This is a genomic window from Curtobacterium sp. MCBD17_013 (genome assembly GCF_003234565.1).
Taxonomy (GTDB): Bacteria; Actinomycetota; Actinomycetes; order Actinomycetales; family Microbacteriaceae; genus Curtobacterium.
This window is the reverse complement of record NZ_QKTU01000001.1, coordinates 66,830-82,477: the sequence shown is the minus strand read 5'-3', so window position 1 is coordinate 82,477 and position 15,648 is coordinate 66,830. Positions and strand designations below refer to the sequence as shown.

General features: G+C 71.6%; 16 protein-coding genes. 8 read left to right on the top strand and 8 right to left on the bottom strand.

What is annotated here, in order from left to right:
• Positions 1 to 18: 18 nt before the first annotated feature.
• Together DEI81_RS00330 and DEI81_RS00325 are read left to right on the top strand one after the other, a co-directional pair.
• Entirely contained in the window at positions 19 to 546 is a 528-nt protein-coding gene (locus DEI81_RS00330) for a MarR family winged helix-turn-helix transcriptional regulator (RefSeq protein ID WP_220035603.1), read from the top strand.
• The gene (locus tag DEI81_RS00325; RefSeq protein ID WP_111008530.1) at positions 543 to 1,979 is read left to right on the top strand and encodes an MFS transporter; all 1,437 of its coding nucleotides are present in this window, start codon (positions 543 to 545) and stop codon (positions 1,977 to 1,979) included. The genes DEI81_RS00330 and DEI81_RS00325 overlap by 4 nt, the downstream gene beginning before the upstream one ends.
• Positions 1,980 to 2,073: 94 nt before the next feature.
• Here DEI81_RS00325 and DEI81_RS00320 read toward each other — a convergent pair whose 3' ends face one another.
• Positions 2,074 to 2,868: an aldo/keto reductase gene (locus DEI81_RS00320; RefSeq protein WP_220035602.1), complete on the bottom strand. Its 795-nt coding sequence runs from the start codon at positions 2,866 to 2,868 to the stop codon at positions 2,074 to 2,076.
• Positions 2,869 to 2,974: 106 nt separating this feature from the next.
• Between DEI81_RS00320 and DEI81_RS00315 the strand changes: the two genes are divergently transcribed.
• Complete coding sequence (locus tag DEI81_RS00315; RefSeq protein ID WP_111008529.1) at positions 2,975 to 4,063, top strand: alpha/beta fold hydrolase; 1,089 nt, start codon at positions 2,975 to 2,977, stop codon at positions 4,061 to 4,063.
• Positions 4,064 to 4,114: 51 nt separating this feature from the next.
• Here DEI81_RS00315 and DEI81_RS00310 read toward each other — a convergent pair whose 3' ends face one another.
• The 3 genes from DEI81_RS00310 to DEI81_RS00300 form a co-directional block, all read right to left on the bottom strand.
• Positions 4,115 to 4,474 (bottom strand): hypothetical protein, encoded by a 360-nt coding sequence (locus DEI81_RS00310; RefSeq protein ID WP_111008528.1) that lies wholly within the window; start codon positions 4,472 to 4,474, stop codon positions 4,115 to 4,117.
• 50 nt (positions 4,475 to 4,524) lie between these two features.
• On the bottom strand, positions 4,525 to 4,956 hold the full coding sequence (locus DEI81_RS00305) for a hypothetical protein (RefSeq protein WP_111008527.1): 432 nt from the start codon (positions 4,954 to 4,956) through the stop codon (positions 4,525 to 4,527).
• 77 nt (positions 4,957 to 5,033) lie between these two features.
• On the bottom strand, positions 5,034 to 5,750 hold the full coding sequence (locus DEI81_RS00300) for a haloacid dehalogenase type II (RefSeq protein ID WP_111008526.1): 717 nt from the start codon (positions 5,748 to 5,750) through the stop codon (positions 5,034 to 5,036).
• Positions 5,751 to 5,870: 120 nt separating this feature from the next.
• Between DEI81_RS00300 and DEI81_RS00295 the strand changes: the two genes are divergently transcribed.
• Positions 5,871 to 6,242: a hypothetical protein gene (locus DEI81_RS00295; RefSeq protein WP_111008525.1), complete on the top strand. Its 372-nt coding sequence runs from the start codon at positions 5,871 to 5,873 to the stop codon at positions 6,240 to 6,242.
• A 79-nt stretch (positions 6,243 to 6,321) separates the two neighbouring features.
• On the opposite strand, the gene DEI81_RS00290 is transcribed toward DEI81_RS00295, so the two are convergent.
• Positions 6,322 to 8,388 carry a prolyl oligopeptidase family serine peptidase gene (locus DEI81_RS00290; protein ID WP_111008524.1) on the bottom strand — a complete coding sequence of 689 codons (2,067 nt, stop codon included), beginning with the start codon at positions 8,386 to 8,388 and terminating at the stop codon, positions 6,322 to 6,324.
• Positions 8,389 to 8,466: 78 nt separating this feature from the next.
• Entirely contained in the window at positions 8,467 to 10,161 is a 1,695-nt protein-coding gene (locus DEI81_RS00285; RefSeq protein WP_111008523.1) for a glycoside hydrolase family 13 protein, read from the bottom strand.
• A 213-nt stretch (positions 10,162 to 10,374) separates the two neighbouring features.
• Between DEI81_RS00285 and DEI81_RS00280 the strand changes: the two genes are divergently transcribed.
• The 4 genes from DEI81_RS00280 (at position 10,375) to DEI81_RS00265 (ending at position 13,453) form a co-directional block, all read left to right on the top strand.
• Positions 10,375 to 10,713, top strand: coding sequence for a DUF3140 domain-containing protein (locus DEI81_RS00280; protein WP_111008522.1), 339 nt, complete (start codon positions 10,375 to 10,377; stop codon positions 10,711 to 10,713).
• A gap of 89 nt (positions 10,714 to 10,802) precedes the next feature.
• Positions 10,803 to 11,288 carry a hypothetical protein gene (locus tag DEI81_RS00275; RefSeq protein WP_111008521.1) on the top strand — a complete coding sequence of 162 codons (486 nt, stop codon included), beginning with the start codon at positions 10,803 to 10,805 and terminating at the stop codon, positions 11,286 to 11,288.
• 149 nt (positions 11,289 to 11,437) lie between these two features.
• Entirely contained in the window at positions 11,438 to 11,887 is a 450-nt protein-coding gene (locus tag DEI81_RS00270) for a MarR family winged helix-turn-helix transcriptional regulator (RefSeq protein WP_111008520.1), read from the top strand.
• A gap of 117 nt (positions 11,888 to 12,004) precedes the next feature.
• Positions 12,005 to 13,453: an MATE family efflux transporter gene (locus tag DEI81_RS00265; RefSeq protein WP_111008519.1), complete on the top strand. Its 1,449-nt coding sequence runs from the start codon at positions 12,005 to 12,007 to the stop codon at positions 13,451 to 13,453.
• Positions 13,454 to 13,559: 106 nt separating this feature from the next.
• Here DEI81_RS00265 and DEI81_RS00260 read toward each other — a convergent pair whose 3' ends face one another.
• Positions 13,560 to 13,826: a hypothetical protein gene (locus tag DEI81_RS00260; protein ID WP_111008518.1), complete on the bottom strand. Its 267-nt coding sequence runs from the start codon at positions 13,824 to 13,826 to the stop codon at positions 13,560 to 13,562.
• Between the two features lie 20 nt (positions 13,827 to 13,846).
• Positions 13,847 to 15,553 (bottom strand): sodium:solute symporter family protein, encoded by a 1,707-nt coding sequence (locus tag DEI81_RS00255; protein ID WP_220035601.1) that lies wholly within the window; start codon positions 15,551 to 15,553, stop codon positions 13,847 to 13,849.
• Positions 15,554 to 15,648: the final 95 nt, after the last annotated feature.

Here is a 15,648-nt window from a genome sequence, read left to right as displayed (position 1 = left end):
CGAGCCTCCGGTGGTCGTGTGGAATTCGACAGTCCTGACTGTACAGGTACTGATGCGCAGTCTAGGCTGCCGATCATCTCCGACGAACCGATCCCACTCGACGCATCCCCCGCGGCGACCTCGCTGGCCGTGCGCGTGGCCGTCGGCCGTTTCCTCCGCCGCCTGCGCGAGGTCGCGGCCGAGGGCGACCTCACTCCCTCGCAGGCGTCCGTCCTGACCCGCGTCGGCAAGGGCGAGGCGACCACCGCCTCGGCTCTCGCCGTGCTCGAGGGCGTCCGGCCGCAGTCGATGGCGAACACCCTCACCGCGCTGGAGGCCGCAGGGCTCGTGCAGCGGGCACCCGACCCCACCGACGGGCGCCGCCAGATCGTCGGCCTGACCGACGCCGGGTCGGTGCAGAACGAGGGCAACCGCGCCGCGCGGCAGGAGTGGCTCACCGAGGTGATGGCCGAGCGGTACACGGAGGACGAGCGTCGTCGCCTGCTCGAGGCCCTGGCGCTGCTCGACCGGGTCGCCGAGGCGCCGACGGAGCGCACCGACCGATGAGCGAGTCGGACACCGAGCGGCTCCCCCGCCCCACTGCACCGTCCACGCCGGGAGCCGGACGACGGGGCCGCGCCGCGCCTCCCGACCGGTTCGACCGGCGCCTGCTCGCGCCGATGATGCTCGGGTCGATCCTCAACCCGATCAACTCGTCGATCATCGCGGTCGCCCTCGTGCCGATCGCCGCCGCGTTCGGCGCACCCGCGTCGGAGACCGCCTGGCTGGTGTCCGCGCTGTACCTGGCGACGTCGATCGGGCAGCCCCTGGTGGGGCGACTCGTCGACACGTTCGGGCCGCGGCGGCTGTTCCTCGTCGGCGCCGTGCTCACCCTCGTCGCGGGCGTGATCGGCACCGCGGCCCCCGGGCTCGGGTGGCTCGTCGCCGCCCGGGTCGTGCTCGGGTTCGGCACGTGCGCGGGGTACCCCGCCGCCATGACGCTCATCCGTGCCGAGGGCCGCCGCACCGGGCAGGACAGCCCCCAGGCGGTGCTCACCGCGCTCGCCGTGACGACGCAGACCATCGCGGTGATCGGGCCGACGCTCGGCGGACTCCTCATCGCCGTCGGCGGGTGGCGGGCGACGTTCGCGGTCAACATCCCGCTCGGTGTCGCCTGTCTGGTGCTCGGCTGGGTCGCACTCCCCCGGCACACCGCGCTCGACGCCACCCAGACGCGTGCGCGGTTCGACGTCGCCGGTGTCCTGCTCTTCGCGGCGACGCTCCTCGCGCTCCTGCTGTTCCTCATGGACCTGCGGCCGGCACTCGTCTGGCTGCTCGTGGTCGCCGTCGCCGCCGCGGTCGCCTTCACGGTGCGCGAACTCCGTGCCGTCGACCCGTTCATCGACGTGCGGGTGTTCGCCGGCAACCTCCCGCTGCTCGGGACGTTCGCGCGCGCCCTCGTCGCCCAGGTCGTCAGCTACGCGTTCCTCTACGGGTTCACGCAGTGGCTCGAGGACGGCCGTGGCTTGTCGGCGTCGGCCGCGGGGCTCGTGCTGCTCCCCCTGTTCGGTGCGGCCATCGTCGTGTCGACCCTGACCGGCAGACGGCCCGAGGTGCGGGCGAAGCTCGTCGTCGGCGGCGTCCTGCTGCTCGTCGGCTGCGTCCTGCTCCTCGCCGTGGGGTCCGGCACGGCCGTGTGGCTCCTGTTCGCCCTCACCACGCTCGTCGGGATCCCGCTCGGGCTGCTCAACCTGGCGAACCAGAACGCCCTGTACCACCAGGCGGACCCCGAGCGGGTCGGCGCGTCCGCGGGCTTGCTCCGGACGTTCTCGTACCTCGGCGCGATCGTGGCGTCGGCGTCGGGCGGGGCGGCGTTCGGGGCGCGGGCGACCACCCCCGGGCTGCACGAACTCGCGTGGATCATGGTCGTGGCGGCCGCGGTCCTCGTGGCGCTGACGCTCGCCGATCGCTCGCTCGCAGCGCTCTCGCGCCCGGCGTGATCCCCGAGGCACACCGCCTGATCGCTCCCGCCCGGCGCCGCCGAGGGCGGGGCCGGCAGGGCCGGGTCCGCGCTGGGGCGGGCCTCCCGGCGGCTCAGGCCGCGGAGGTTCCCAGGGCGTCGATCGCGGCGACCTCGTCCTCGGTCAGCTGGAACGTCACGCCGCGCGCGTTCGAGCGGATGCGCTCCGGCTGCGACGACTTCGGGATGACGACGAACTCGTGCGCGATGTGCCATGCGACGATGACCTGCGCGGCGTCGGCGTCGTGCGCCTCGGCGATGCGGAGGAACGTCGGGTCCTGGAGGTTCGAGGCCTTGAACGGGCTGTACCCCTCAAGGACGACGCCGCGCTCGGCCAACCCCTGCGCGAAGGCGACGTCGTACTCCGCAGGGCTCCAGCGCACCTGGTTCACCGACGGGGTCACGCCGGTCGCGTCGATGAGTTCGTCGATCTGCGCCAGCGAGTAGTTGCTGACGCCGATGGCCTTGGTCAGACCGTCCTGCTGGGCGGCGATGACCTGCTCCCACACCGCCGGGGTCGCCTCGCCGTTCGGCGGCCAGTGCACGAGCCACAGGTCGAGCTGGTCGACGCCGAGCTTGTCCAGGCTCTCGGAGATGGTCTGCCGTTCACGGCCGCCGTGCTCCGGCGGCAGCTTGGTGGTGATGAACACCTCGTCGCGGTCGAGTCCGGACTCGGCGACGGCCCGACCGACCCCGCGCTCGTTGGCGTAGCCGGTGGCGGTGTCGATGTGGCGGTAGCCGGCCTCGAGGGCCGAGCTCACGGCAGCGGGGGCGTCGGCGTCCTCGATCTGCCAGGTGCCGAAGCCGAGCAGCGGCATCGAGGCGGTGGGCAGGGCGACGGCTGGTTCGTTGTACGCGTCGTTGGGCATGACGCCTGTCTACTCCGCCAGGCGGGCGTGGGTGAGCGTTCACTCGCCGACCGGCCGGGAGGCAGGACCCCTGTCCTCGTCGCTTCCCCCGGTGCAGCATGGGGACATGAGCACGAGGACCGTCCTCCACCCCGTCGATCCGGACGTCCTGCGGGACCTGCGCGAGCGCGTGCGCGCACGCCGGGTGCTGCCTGCCGTCGACCGCGCCGGTCAGGACCTCGGCATGGCGGGGCGCGACCTCGACGCCCTCCTCGACCACTGGGCCGACGCCTACCGGTGGGAGGACCACGAGGCGCGCGTCCTCGCCCGGCCATGGGTGCGCTCGGGGTCGGCGACACCGGTGAACGCGATCGTCCAACCTGCGGGTGCCGACGCCCCGGTCGTCCTGTTCCTGCACGGGTGGCCGGACTCGGTCCTCCGGTTCGAGCGGGTGCTCGACCGCGTCGACGACGTGACGTGCGTCGTTCCGGCGCTGCCGGGCTTCCCGTTCGCCGCGGCGACGGAGCGGAGTGGCTGGTCGGCGATCGAGATGGCGGACGCGGTGCACGCCGCGATGCTCGACCTCGGGTTCGACCGGTTCGTCGTCTCGGCCGGGGACGTCGGCTGCGACGTGGGCGAGGCGATCGCGGCCCGGCACCCCGGAGCGGTGGCTGCGCTGCACCTGACGGACGTGTCGCAGTACCACTTCCTCGGCGGCCTCCCCGACGACCTCGACGACGAGGAGCGCGCCTACGTCGAGCGCGGTCGACAGTGGCAACGGGACGAGGGCGGGTACATGCACGAACAGTCGACCCGACCGAACACGCTGTCGGTCGGGCTCGCGGACTCGCCTGCCGGGCTCGCCGCCTGGATCGGCGAGAAGCTCGACCGCTGGACCGACCAGGCGGTGGACACGCCGCCGTTCTCGCGCGACGAGCTGCTCACCTGGATCACCGCCTACTGGGTCAGCGGATGCATCGGCACGTCGTTCGCGCCCTACGCGGTGGGCGGCGGCAAGGACTGGGGTCGCATCGACGTACCGACCGTGATGACGGTGTTCCCCGCCGACCTCGTCAACGCGCCGCGACGGTTCGCCGAGCGACGCTTCCGGATCGTGGACTGGCGGGAGTTCGAGCACGGCGGGCACTTCGCGGCGTGGGAGCGACCCGACGACTACCTGTGGGGCGTCCGACGAGCGGTCGAGGTCGGGTGGTGACGGCGGCGTCGTTCGGTCAGCTCCTGGCGGCAGCGACGAACCCGGCCCCGCTCAGCGGCGGGCGTGCCGCCAGCGCGCCCACCGCACGACGTTGATGGCGGGGTAGGTCAGGAACGCCAGCGCGAGGAGCAACAGCAGGATCGAGGAGGCCACCGGGGCGGAAGCGCCCGGGTCTGCCGCCGCGACGATGCCCGACACCGCGCGAACGAGGTCGAACAATCCGATGACGCCGAGCACCACCGAGACGACGACCCGGACGGCGAGCTGCCGGGGACGCAGCGGCGTGAGCGGCTCGCGGTGGTCGACCTCGGCGAACTCGGGCGCCATGTACGTGCCGCTGCTGCCGCGCTGTGCACTCCGCGCCGTCGCGGTCGGATCTCCGTGGTAGGTCTGTCGGTCGGTCATCGTCACGATCCCCTCGTCGTCGTGCCCGCAGCCTAGGCCCGGATCCGCCAGCGGTGTCAGAACCCGCCGAAGCCGAACAGCGCGGTGACGCCACCGGTCACGAGCACCCAGAACGACACGGGGACGGCCATCGCGCCGAGGATGACGACGACGACCCCGAGCGTGCGGTGTCCCGGGTCGGCGGACCGGGTGCCTCGGACGCCGAGCATGAGCACGCTCGTCGCGGCGATGACCGAGCCGACGGACAACAGCCCGAGCAGCAGGGCGGCCACCTGCACCCACCACGAGGGTGTCGTGAGCGCCGCGTGCGGTTCGTGACGCACGAGGGCCAGCAGGACGAGGTAAGCGCCCAGGAGCGCGGCCGCGTAGCCGACGAGCAACGTCATCCCCACGACCGACGCGCCCGCACTCCCCCGCGGACGCCGATCGGCCAGCGGGTCCGGCGCCCACTCGTCGTCGAAGCCCGCCCACAACCCGTCGTTCCCCATGACGGCAGCATGGCAACGCGAGAAGTGCTCGCACATCCGCCGAGGGGATGACCACTTCAGGCGGTCGCGGCCCGGTCTCAGTCCGGCCGGTGCGTCAGAGTCGGAAGTCGATCGCCGAGGTCGGCGAGATCGCGCACCGTGATCGTGAAGCGGTCGTCGGGCGCCGGAGCGTCGGCGGACGGGCGAGCGACGAACGCGGTCTGCATGCCGAGCGAGGCCGCCGCCCGGAGGTCCCACGGATGCGCCGCCACCATCATCGTGCGGGCGGCGGGGACGCCGAGCAGCTCCAACGCCGTCCGGTACACCGAGGCCGCGGGCTTGAAGGCACGCGCGAACTGCGCGGAGACCACGGCGTGCCAGCGCAGTCCGGCACGCTGCGACAGCGCGGCGAGCTCGTCGAGGTCCGCGTTCGACAGGGACGCGACCACCACCTGCCGTCCCAGCGTCGCGAGGGCGTCCGCCGAATCGGGCCACGGCCGGAGCGTCTCGGTGACGTCCACGAGCGCGTCGTGTTCGTCGGCCGACAGCGCAGGGAGCGAGCCGTCCGCGACGAGGTCGTCGAGGGCCTCCCGTCGGATCGCGCGGTGCGGGCGCCAGGGGGCCTCCCCGGCGTTGACCGCCGCCATGGCGGCGTCCATCAGGTCGTCCCATCGACGGGCGATCGCGTCGACGTCGTGTCCGGCATGCGCGGCGAGCGCCACCGCCAGACGGTCCCGGATGGTCCCGACGTCGTCGACGACGGTGCCGATGGTGTCGACGAGGAGTGCGTCGACGCCGGTTCCGTGGTCGGTCATGCGCCCAACCTACGGATCACTTCCGACCGCGGGACGGTCATCCTCACGACGGATGCCGCTCCGGTGCACCGTCCGCCACGATCGGTACCACCCGCCCGCGGATCCCTGGAGGCCGTTCCCATGCCCTTCCTCGTCCTGGTACCCGTCATGTGTCTCTGCATCGCCCTGCCGATCACGGATGCGCTCGTCCGGAAGGACCTCGGTCGAGCCGGGCGGGTGCTCGTCCTGCTGACCGTCGCGATCGTCGTGGGCGCGTGCTCGGAGTTCGTCGTCTACCTCGCCGTGCCGGCGTTCGCCGTCCCGGCGGTGGTCTACCTGGCGGCCCGTGGCCGGCTCCCGTTCGTGCAGCGGCTCGTCCCCGGTCGGTCCGGTGACCCGGACCGGCGGCGCGCACTCGCCGTGCGGCCCGCGTTGGCCCTCAGCGCGGTGGCACTCGGGGTCGCGGTCCTCGCCGTCGTCGCGATGATGAGCGTGGCGCTGTCCGAGATGTGAGGGCACCGAGGCCGGCGGGCCGCGCCGGGACGAACGGGCGACGGCCCTCGATGCGGCCGCGTCAGTCCATCGCGATTCCTCAGTCGATCCGGTTGGTCAGGGCCTCCCCGCCGCGGACGTGCTGGTCGCAGAACGTGAACACGGTCTCGCTCCACACGCGGAAGTTCGACGGCGACAGCACCCAGTGGTTCTCGCTCGTGAGCTGCAGGAACCGGTGCGGCATGTCCTCGGGCGCGCCCGGGAACCCCGATACCAGGTCCCACCACGCCCGCAGCGCCTCGGAGATCGGCACGCGGTAGTCACGGTTCCCGTGGATGAGCAGCATCGGCGTCGTGATCGCCTCGGCGGTCCGGTCGGGCGAGTTCTGCGCGTACCAGTCCGGGTGCTCCTGCTCGGTGCCGAAGATCCCGTTCTTGTTCTCGGCGGCATCGGTCGTGTCGTGCTGCTGGTCGAGCGACCAGAGCCCGGCGTGCGTGACGATGCAGTCGAAGCGGTCGGTGTGGCCGGCGATCCAGTTCGTCATGTACCCGCCGAAACTCGCGCCGAGCAACGCCGTCCGCGTCGGGTCGAGGCGGTGGTCGCTGTCGGCGAGGACGGCGTCGAGCACGCCCTCGACCTCACGCCACACGATCGCGGCGCTGTGCGGCCAGGCCCGCGCGATCCACTCGTCGCCGTACCCGGTCGAGAGCGCCGGGTCGGGCAGCACGACGGCGTACCCGCGCTCGACGGCGAGCCAGGGGCACCAGCGCCACGACCAGGCGTTCCAGGACGAGAACGGTCCGCCGTGCACCCACGTCATGACGGGTGCCGGGCCATTGCCGCGGTGCGCGTCGTCCGGCAGGAACAACCATCCGGGCACCTCGACGCCGTCGACCTCGGCCGATACTCGCTGCACGGTGCCGGGCAGGGTGTCGACCACGCCGGGGGCCGGGAGGAACGCGGGCGTCTGGTCCTCCGCGGTCACGTCGAGCCGCACCGGGCTCGCCGGACGGTCCATCGCCGAGCGGAGCGCGAACAGCGTCCGCCCGTTCGGGTGCACGAGGAGGTTCGAGTACGACGCGTCGGTGACGAGCCATCGGACGATGGCACCGGAGGTCGGGTCGACGAGGACGACCGCCCCCGCGCCGTGCAGGTCACCCGTCACCAGGAGGCCCGTTCCGTCGGCCGTCCATACGACGTCGTTCGCTGTGATGTCGCCGAGGTCGAGCCGCACCGCTGCGCCGCCGTCGATGCTGCGGACCTCGATCCACTCCTGGTGCGGGGAGTCGTACGTCCCGCGCACGCGCATCGCGACGGCGAACCGGGAGGCGTCGGGCGCGATCCGCGCCTGGCTCGCGTCGGCGCCGTCCTCGTCGACGACGACGGACCGCTCGCCCGTCGTGACGTCGATCCGGAGGAGCACGGCATGGGAGCGTCCGCCCGTGATCCGCTCCGTGGCGCGAGCGAGGACGAAGGAGCCCTCCGGAGCGATGTCGAACTCGGGGTTCCGGAAGCGCTGCCCCGCGTCGGGGGCGAGGTCCCGGAGCGGGGTGGGACGGGCCTCCCGGTCGCTGGCTCGAGCGGCGTCGGGGGCGGTGGCCCCCGCATCGTCGAGCACGAGCAGGCGCGCCTCGGTGTCGTCGAGTTCGTGGTCCCACCAGCGGATGGGCATGCCGTCGTGCAGGATCGCGGTGACCGCCTGGTCCTTCCGGCGCTCGCGGCGGGCTCGGTCCTCGTCGGCGTCGGACGAGCCGACCAGGCGGCTGCCGGCCACGATCACCACACCCGAGCGGCTGACGAGCGGACTCCCGACGCCACCGGGACTCGTCGCGACGCGGATCGGCTCACCGTGTTCTGGCAGCGACCAGAGCGCGGGGTCCTCCGTGTTCTCGCTGCTGCGCGGGTCGGGGCGGCTCGACGTGAAGAGCAGGTCGCCGGACGGGGTGAACGCGGGCGACGACTCCCCCTGCTCCGAGGACGTCAGGCGGACCGGCGGGCGATCGCCGACGGGGTCGACCTCCCACAGCGCGCTCCGGTACCGGGCGGCGTCCGCGTCGGGCTCCTGCACGGTCGCGACGAGGCGGGCGCCGTCGTGACTGAGCGCGAGGCCCGTGACGCGGGGGTGGCGGATGAACGAGTCGAGGTCGGCGAAGAGCGAGGAGGTCATCGCCTCCGAGCGTACGGCGGGGCGCCGACCAGCGTTCTCGCTGCCGGTCAGCGGTCAGGCACCGCTGCCGGTCAGCGGTCAGGGACGCACCCAGACCGTGGTCTGCCCCGGGAGCACGCCAGCCGCGGTGAGCGGACCGCTCGCGACGACGACCGAGCCGGCGGGCGCGGGCACGGGGTCGGTCCCGAAGTTCATCGCGCACACCCAACCGTCGTGCCGGGCGAAGGCGATCGCGTCCGGCCCCGGAGCGTCGAGCCAGCGGAGGTCCTCGCCCTGCTGCAGCGCGTGGCGGGCGCGGAGTGCGGCCCGGTAGAGCTCGAGCGTCGAGTCGGGCGCACCGTCCTGCACGGACACGGCGAGGTCGGCGAACCAGGCCGGCTGCGGCAGGTGCGGCGCGGCCGGGCCGAAGCCGAACGCCGGCGTCGACGTGTCCCACGGCAGCGGGACACGGCAGCCGTCACGGCCCTTGCGCGTGTGCGCACTCCGGACCCACACCGGGTCCTGGAGGTCCTCCTCACGCAGGTCCGCGACCTCACGGAGTCCGAGCTCCTCGCCCTGGTACAGGTACGCCGAGCCCGGCAGCGCGAGCAGGAGGAGCGTGGCGGCGCGGGCGCGGCGGAGTCCCCGGGTCTCGTCCGCCGCAGGACGCGTGCCGCCGGACATGAGCCAGTCCTCCTCGTCCGCACCGGCGGGCAGCGCGTAGCGGGAGGCGTGGCGGATGACGTCGTGGTTCGAGAGCACCCACGTGCTCGACGCACCGCTCTCGGCCGCGAGCCGCAGGTTGTCGTCGATGATCCGCGAGAACGTGCCGGCGTCGAAGTCGGCGCGGAGCAGGTCGAAGTTGAACGCCTGCCCGAGCTCGGTCGGCCGCGCGTAGAGGGCGACGCGTGCGCTCGGCACCCAGGCCTCGGCGACCGCGGTGCGCGGCGGGTCGTACTCGTCGAACACCCGCCGCCAGCCGCTGAAGATCTCGTGCACCTCGTCGCGGTCGTACAGCGGGTCGCTGCCGTCGAGCGGGAGGTCGAAGTCCTTCGGGTTCGCGTCGCGCAGTGGTTCGCTGAGGTCCTTCGCGAGGGCGTGTGCGACGTCGACGCGGAACCCGTCCACCCCGCAGTCGGCCCAGAACCGGAGCGTGGTGTGGAAGTCCTCGCGGATCTCCGGGTTCGCCCAGTTGAAGTCGGGCTGCTCGGGCGCGAACAGGTGCAGGTACCACTGGCCCGGTGTGCCATCGGGGTCCGTGGTGCGGGTCCAGGCGCTGCCACCGAAGTTCGACTGCCACGTGGAGGGCGGGATCTGCCCGTCGTCGCCGAGCCCGTCGCGGAACACGTAGCGCTCGCGGGCGGCGGAACCGGGCTCGGCGGCGAGCGCCTCCCGGAACCACGCGTGGTCGTTCGAGCTGTGGTTCGGCACGATGTCGACGATCACCTTGATGCCGGCGTCGTGCGCGGCGGCGACCATGGCGTCGAAGTCGTCGAGCGTGCCGAGCCGCGGGTCGACGTTCCGGTAGTCCGCGACGTCGTACCCACCGTCGGCGAGGGCGGACGGGTAGAACGGGCTGAGCCAGATGGCGTCGACGCCGAGCCGCTGCAGGTACGGCACGCGACTCGTGACACCGGCGATGTCGCCGAGGCCGTCCCCGTTGCTGTCGGCGAAGCTCCGCGGGTACACCTGGTAGACGACGGCCTGGCGCCACCAGTCTGGGTCGGTGCCGTCGATGGCGATGAACTCGCCGTCGTCGCGTGCGGTGGGGCCCGGGGTGGTGGGTTCGGACATGGGGTTGGCCTCCTGGGATGGTCGTGGTCCCTGCACGAGGGACGTCGACGAACGGCGGACGATCACCCCCAGCATGGCGCTCCCGACGGCGACAGGCCCGCTTCCCGCGTCCCTGACCCGCAGCTGAAGGGGCGCGGCACCCGACGTCTAGCGTCGGACCGGTCCTCGTCCGCGGTCCGACCGGTCCGCTCTCCCACCCACGCAGGAGGTTCCATGGCCCACACCGACATCGACGACGCCCTCTGGGACGACTTCCACGCGGCCGTCAACATGACCTCGCGGGAACTCCGCGAGTGGCTCGAGACCGATGCGTCGCAGCCGGACAGCGAGGCCTTCGCCGACCAGGCCGGTGACGAGCGCTCGCGCGCCGTGCTCGAGATCCTCGGCAAGCGCAGGACGGACCTGACCGACGACGACGTCACCGTCATGGAGACCGTGGTCGCCGAGGTGCAGGCCGAGCGCGGCGACGACCGCGAGCCGACGGCCGGCGACGCCGAGTGGCGGCACCGGCTCATGTCCATCGGGCACGACCCGCTCAAGCCCTCGACCTGAGCGGGGCACACATGCCAGCGGACGCGACGGCCGCTGAACGGGCAGACTCACAGTCGAACCACGCTCATGCTTCCGACGAAGGAGTCCCGATGACCTACGCCTCCGAGCGCCAGACCCGTGCCACCCCACCCACGCTGGTGAACGCCGCGTTCTGGCTGTTCATGCTCGCCGTGCTCGCCCAGATCGTCAGCCTGATCGTCTCGATCTCGACCTTCGGCACGGCGGAGGACGAAGCGAAGCGACGGGTCGCGTCGACGTCGAGCAACCTCTCCGAATCGACGGTGCACGCCGCGCTCGTCGCCGGACTCGTGATCGCGATCGTCATCGGCGTGCTCTCCATCATCGCGTTCGCCCTGTTCGACGTGTTCATGCGTCGCGGGGCGAACTGGGCGCGCATCGTGCTCTTCATCCTGACGATCCTGTCGCTCTTCACCATCCTCGGGGGCCACGGCATCAACGCGGTCGGTGAGGTCGCCGCCATCGTCGCGACGATCCTCATGTACCTCCGGCCGTCGAGCGCCTACTTCGCCGCGGTCAAGGCGCGGAAGACGGGTGCGCAGCCGCTCGGGTACTGACCCCCGGACCACCACCGCAGGACCACTCCCGGCCGGAAGGCGCCATGTGCGCCTCCCGGCCGTCGTGCGCCTCCCGGCCGGCGCGCCCCGAACAGGATCGGTCGGTTTGATCCTTGACAGTTAGATGTCGAACTGTCAGAGTTCTGACCATGACCGAACAGGAGCCCGAACTCACGACCAACCTGGACCTGCTCCGGTGGGTCGGCTGGGCGCAGCAGCAGGCCGGACTGGACTGGATCCGGCAGCGCGAGCTGAGCCACCAGCAGGGCTTCGCACTCGGGTTCCTCGTGCAGAACCCCGGTGCGATCCAGCGTGACATCGCCGCGATGACACGGACGACCCCGGCCAGCGTCTCGAGTCTCCTGCAGGGGCTCGAACGACGCGGACTCATCGAGCGCCGCACGGAACCCGGGAACGAACGGAGCAAACGCGTGTACGCCACCGAGGCCGGCGCCGCGCTCATCGCCGGGTTCGACGACGCGATGCGGGACGCCGAGGAGACCATCCTCGCGCCCCTGAGCGAGGAGGAGCGTCACACCCTCCACGCCCTGCTCACCAAGGTGACCTCCGCGCTCCCGCGTCCGACGCGGGAGCAGTAGCCAGTCGCCCGCGCGCCCGTCCGCGGGTCGCACCCCCACCACCGCCGTGCCGGCGTCCGTCGGCGCGCCATCCGTCATGCCCGGAACCGGGCTCCACCCTGCCCTCGAGGAGTCACCATGAGCACCTCAGCCCCCACCACCGTCGACATGTCCGTCGCCGCCCCCGCCATCGGCACGAACCGTTGGTACCTGTCCGCCGCGCCCATCGTGCGGGCGCTCGTCCACCTCTGCATCCCGATGGCCGCCGCGCTCATCGTCGGAGCCGTCTACAACGTCGTCAACGCCGGGTTCATCGGTTCGCTGCACGACGCGACGCTGCTCGCCGCCGTCACCTTCGGCTCGCCGATCCTCGGGCTCGTCATGGCCGTCGGCGGTGTGTTCGGGACCGGTGGCAGTGCCCTCATCTCGCGGCTGCTCGGCGCGTCGGAACAGGACCCCGCGGAGGCGGGCGAGATCAAGCACGTCGCCGCGTTCTCCGTGTGGGGTGCGGTGATCGTCGGCGCGGTGCTCGGCGGCGTCGGCCTCGTGGTCCTGCACCCCCTGGTGCTCGCCCTCGGCGCGCACGGTGTGGCCGTCCCCGCGACGAGCGCGTTCGTCGCGGTCATGCTCGCCTTCGTCCCGGTGCTCGCCGCGGCGTTCTGCCTCGAGCAACTCGTGCGCGCCGAGGGCGCCGCACGGCAGGTGATGATCGGCCTCATCGCGTCCACGGTCGGCAACCTGGTGTTCGACGTGCTGTTCATCCTCGTGCTGCGCTGGGGTGTCGCCGGCGCGGCACTGTCGGTCGGGCTGTCGAACCTCGTGACCGTCGTGTACTTCGTCACGTGGCTGACCCGGCACAGCGAGCACGTCAGCCTCGCGCCGCGATGGTTCACGCTCTCCCCCGCCGTCATGCGGCCCGTGTTCGGAGTCGGCATCGGCGAGCTGCTGCAGTCGGCGTTCCTCATCGTGACGTCGCTCGTGCTCAACAACCTGGCAGCGGGCTACGGCGACGGCCCCCTCGCCGCCATGGGAGTCGCCGTGCGGATCGCGCAGGTGCCGGAGTTCCTCATCATGGGTGTCACGCTCGGGGTCCTGCCGCTGCTCGCCTACACGTTCGGCAAGGGCGACCGGGCACGGCTCGCTGCGACGCTCCGCGGCTCGGCGATCACCGTCGGCGGCATCGCCTTCGTGTTCTCCGGGGTCGTCTTCGCCTTCCGGGACCAGGTGTTCTCACTGTTCGTCGCGGACCACGCGCTGCTCGCCCTCGGCGCCACGATCATCACCGCGCAGCTCGTGTCGATGATCTGCAACGGGTTCACCGGCCTGATCACGTCGCTGTTCCAGGCGACCGGCCGCGCCCTGCCTGCGACGATCATGTCGGTCACCCAGGGGGTGCTGTTCATCCCGATCGTGATCCTGGTGAACCTCTGGTTCGGCCTCGGGGGCATCATCTGGGCGCTCACCGTCAGCGAGGGTCTCGTCCTCGTCGCCGGGATCGTCATGTGGTCCGGGCTCCGCGGTTCGATCGACCGCGGGCTCGCCGAGGGCAGCCCGGAGCGCGCGGAGGCCGTGCTCGACGAGGCGTGAGCAGCCCGGCCCGCTGGCTGGGTCTCCTCACACGACGACGCGGCGTCGAGGACGGTGTCCGTCCTCGACGCCGCGGTCGTGTGTGGAGCCTCGTGCGTGCGCGGGCTCAGTCCTCGGTCTGCTCCGCCTGCGCCCGCTCGGCCTGTGCGGTGAGCGGGCTGCGGACCACCCAGACGACGAACAGGGCGGCCACGACGAGCATGCCGATGCCGGCCCAGAGGTTGACGTTCGTGCCCGCGGCCTTGTCGAGTTCGCGCTGGGTGGTGAACGCGAGGCCCCAGACGAGGCAGACGATTCCGTAGATCGTGAAGAGCACCGCGATGATCATGCGGAGGTCGAAGAGCTGCTCGACGACCCGGTTCTGACGCGCCATGGTGGACCTTTCGTGGAGGGTCAGTAGACGATGAAGAGGATGTAGCTGAGCGCGGTGATCACGAGCACGATGACCGCCAGGACCTTCGGCCGCTGCCACCAGGGCGCCGGCGGCAGGTCGGACAGCTTGTGCGGCGACAGACCGCGGACGAGGCCCACGAGTTCGGACTCCGGCTTCGGTGCGGTCCGGTAGGACACGATGACCGCCACGAGCAGCGCGAGCGCGAACCCGACGCCACCGCCGAGGAAGCTCGAGCCCTGACCCGAGAGCGCGATCACGCCCGACTGGTTCATCACGAACACGACGACCGCGCCCACGACGCCGGCCAGGAGGCCCGACCAGCCCGCCGGACCCGTCATCCGCTTCCAGAGGAGGCCGAGGATGAAGATCGCGAACAGCGGCACGTTGAAGAACGAGAACAGCGTCTGGATGTAGTCCATGATGTTGCTGAACCCGCCCGCGATGAACGCGGTCCCGATCGCCACCGCGGTACCCGCGATCGTCACCACGCGTCCGACGTTGAGGTAGTAGCGGTCCGACTTGCCGGGCTTGATCCAGTCCTGCCAGATGTCGTACGTGAACACCGTGTTGAGCGAGCTGACGTTCGCGGCCATGCCGGCCATGAACGACGCGAGCAGACCGGCGAGCGCGACGCCGAGGAACCCGTTCGGCAGCAGTTCCTGGAGCAGTAGCGGCACGACGTCGTTGTAGGCGGCGTGCGAGGGCAGGCCCTCCTTGAGGTGCGCGATCGACGGGATGAGGACCGAGGCGATCATGCCCGGGATGATGATCACGTAGGCGACCAGCGTCTTCGGGATCGCGGCGATGAGCGGGGTCCGGACCGCGGCCGAGGCGTCCTTCGCCGAGAACGCACGCTGGACCTCGGTGAAGTTCGTCGTCCAGTACCCGAACGAGGTCACGAAGCCGAGACCGAGCACGACGCCGACGACGCTGCCGAACGAGTTCATGATGCCGGTCAGCTCGTGTGCCGGGAACGGGTTCAGGCTGCCCTGCGAGTGCGGCTGCGCCGAGATCTTCTGCACCAGGCCGTGCCATCCGCCCACGCGAGCGAGACCGACGAAGGTGATCGGGACCATCGCCGCGACGATGACGAAGAACTGCAGGACCTCGTTGTAGATCGCGGCCGACAGGCCGCCGATGAACGTGTAGACGAGGACGACCGCGCCGGCGACGACGATCGCGACCCAGATCGGCCAGCCGAGGAGCGCGTTCACGACGAGGGCCATCGCGTAGAGGTTCACGCCGGCGAGCAGCACCGACGCCACCGCGAACAGGACGGCCTGGAACCGCTGTGTCGTCGGGTTGAATCGGCGCCGCAGGAACTCCGGCACACTGCGGGCCTTCGACCCGTAGTAGAAGGGCATCATGAAGAGCCCGAGGAACACCATCGCCGGGATCGCGCCGATCCAGTAGTAGTGGAACGTCTGTTCCCCGTACTGCGCGCCGTTGGCCGTCTGGCCGAGGAGCTCGGTCGCCCCGAGGTTCGCCGACATGAACGCGAGTCCGGTGACCCAGGCCGGCAGCGACCGACCCGAGAGCAGGAAGTCCAGGCTGCTCGACACCTGGCGCCGTGCGACGAAACCGATGGCCAGCACGAGCGCGAAGTACACGGCGACGAGGACGTAGTCGATCGCGTGGGCGTTGATCCGGAGTCCGCCTCCTCCGGCGGATGCGGCCAGCAGGGCCGGGTGCAGCGATGACGACAAAGGATCTCCTCACGATCGGGCGCGCCAAACGTCCTCGACCCTATGAGGTCGCGCCCGGGAGAATCTCAGCGAATTTGTCGGTTCGTCCAGCGTGA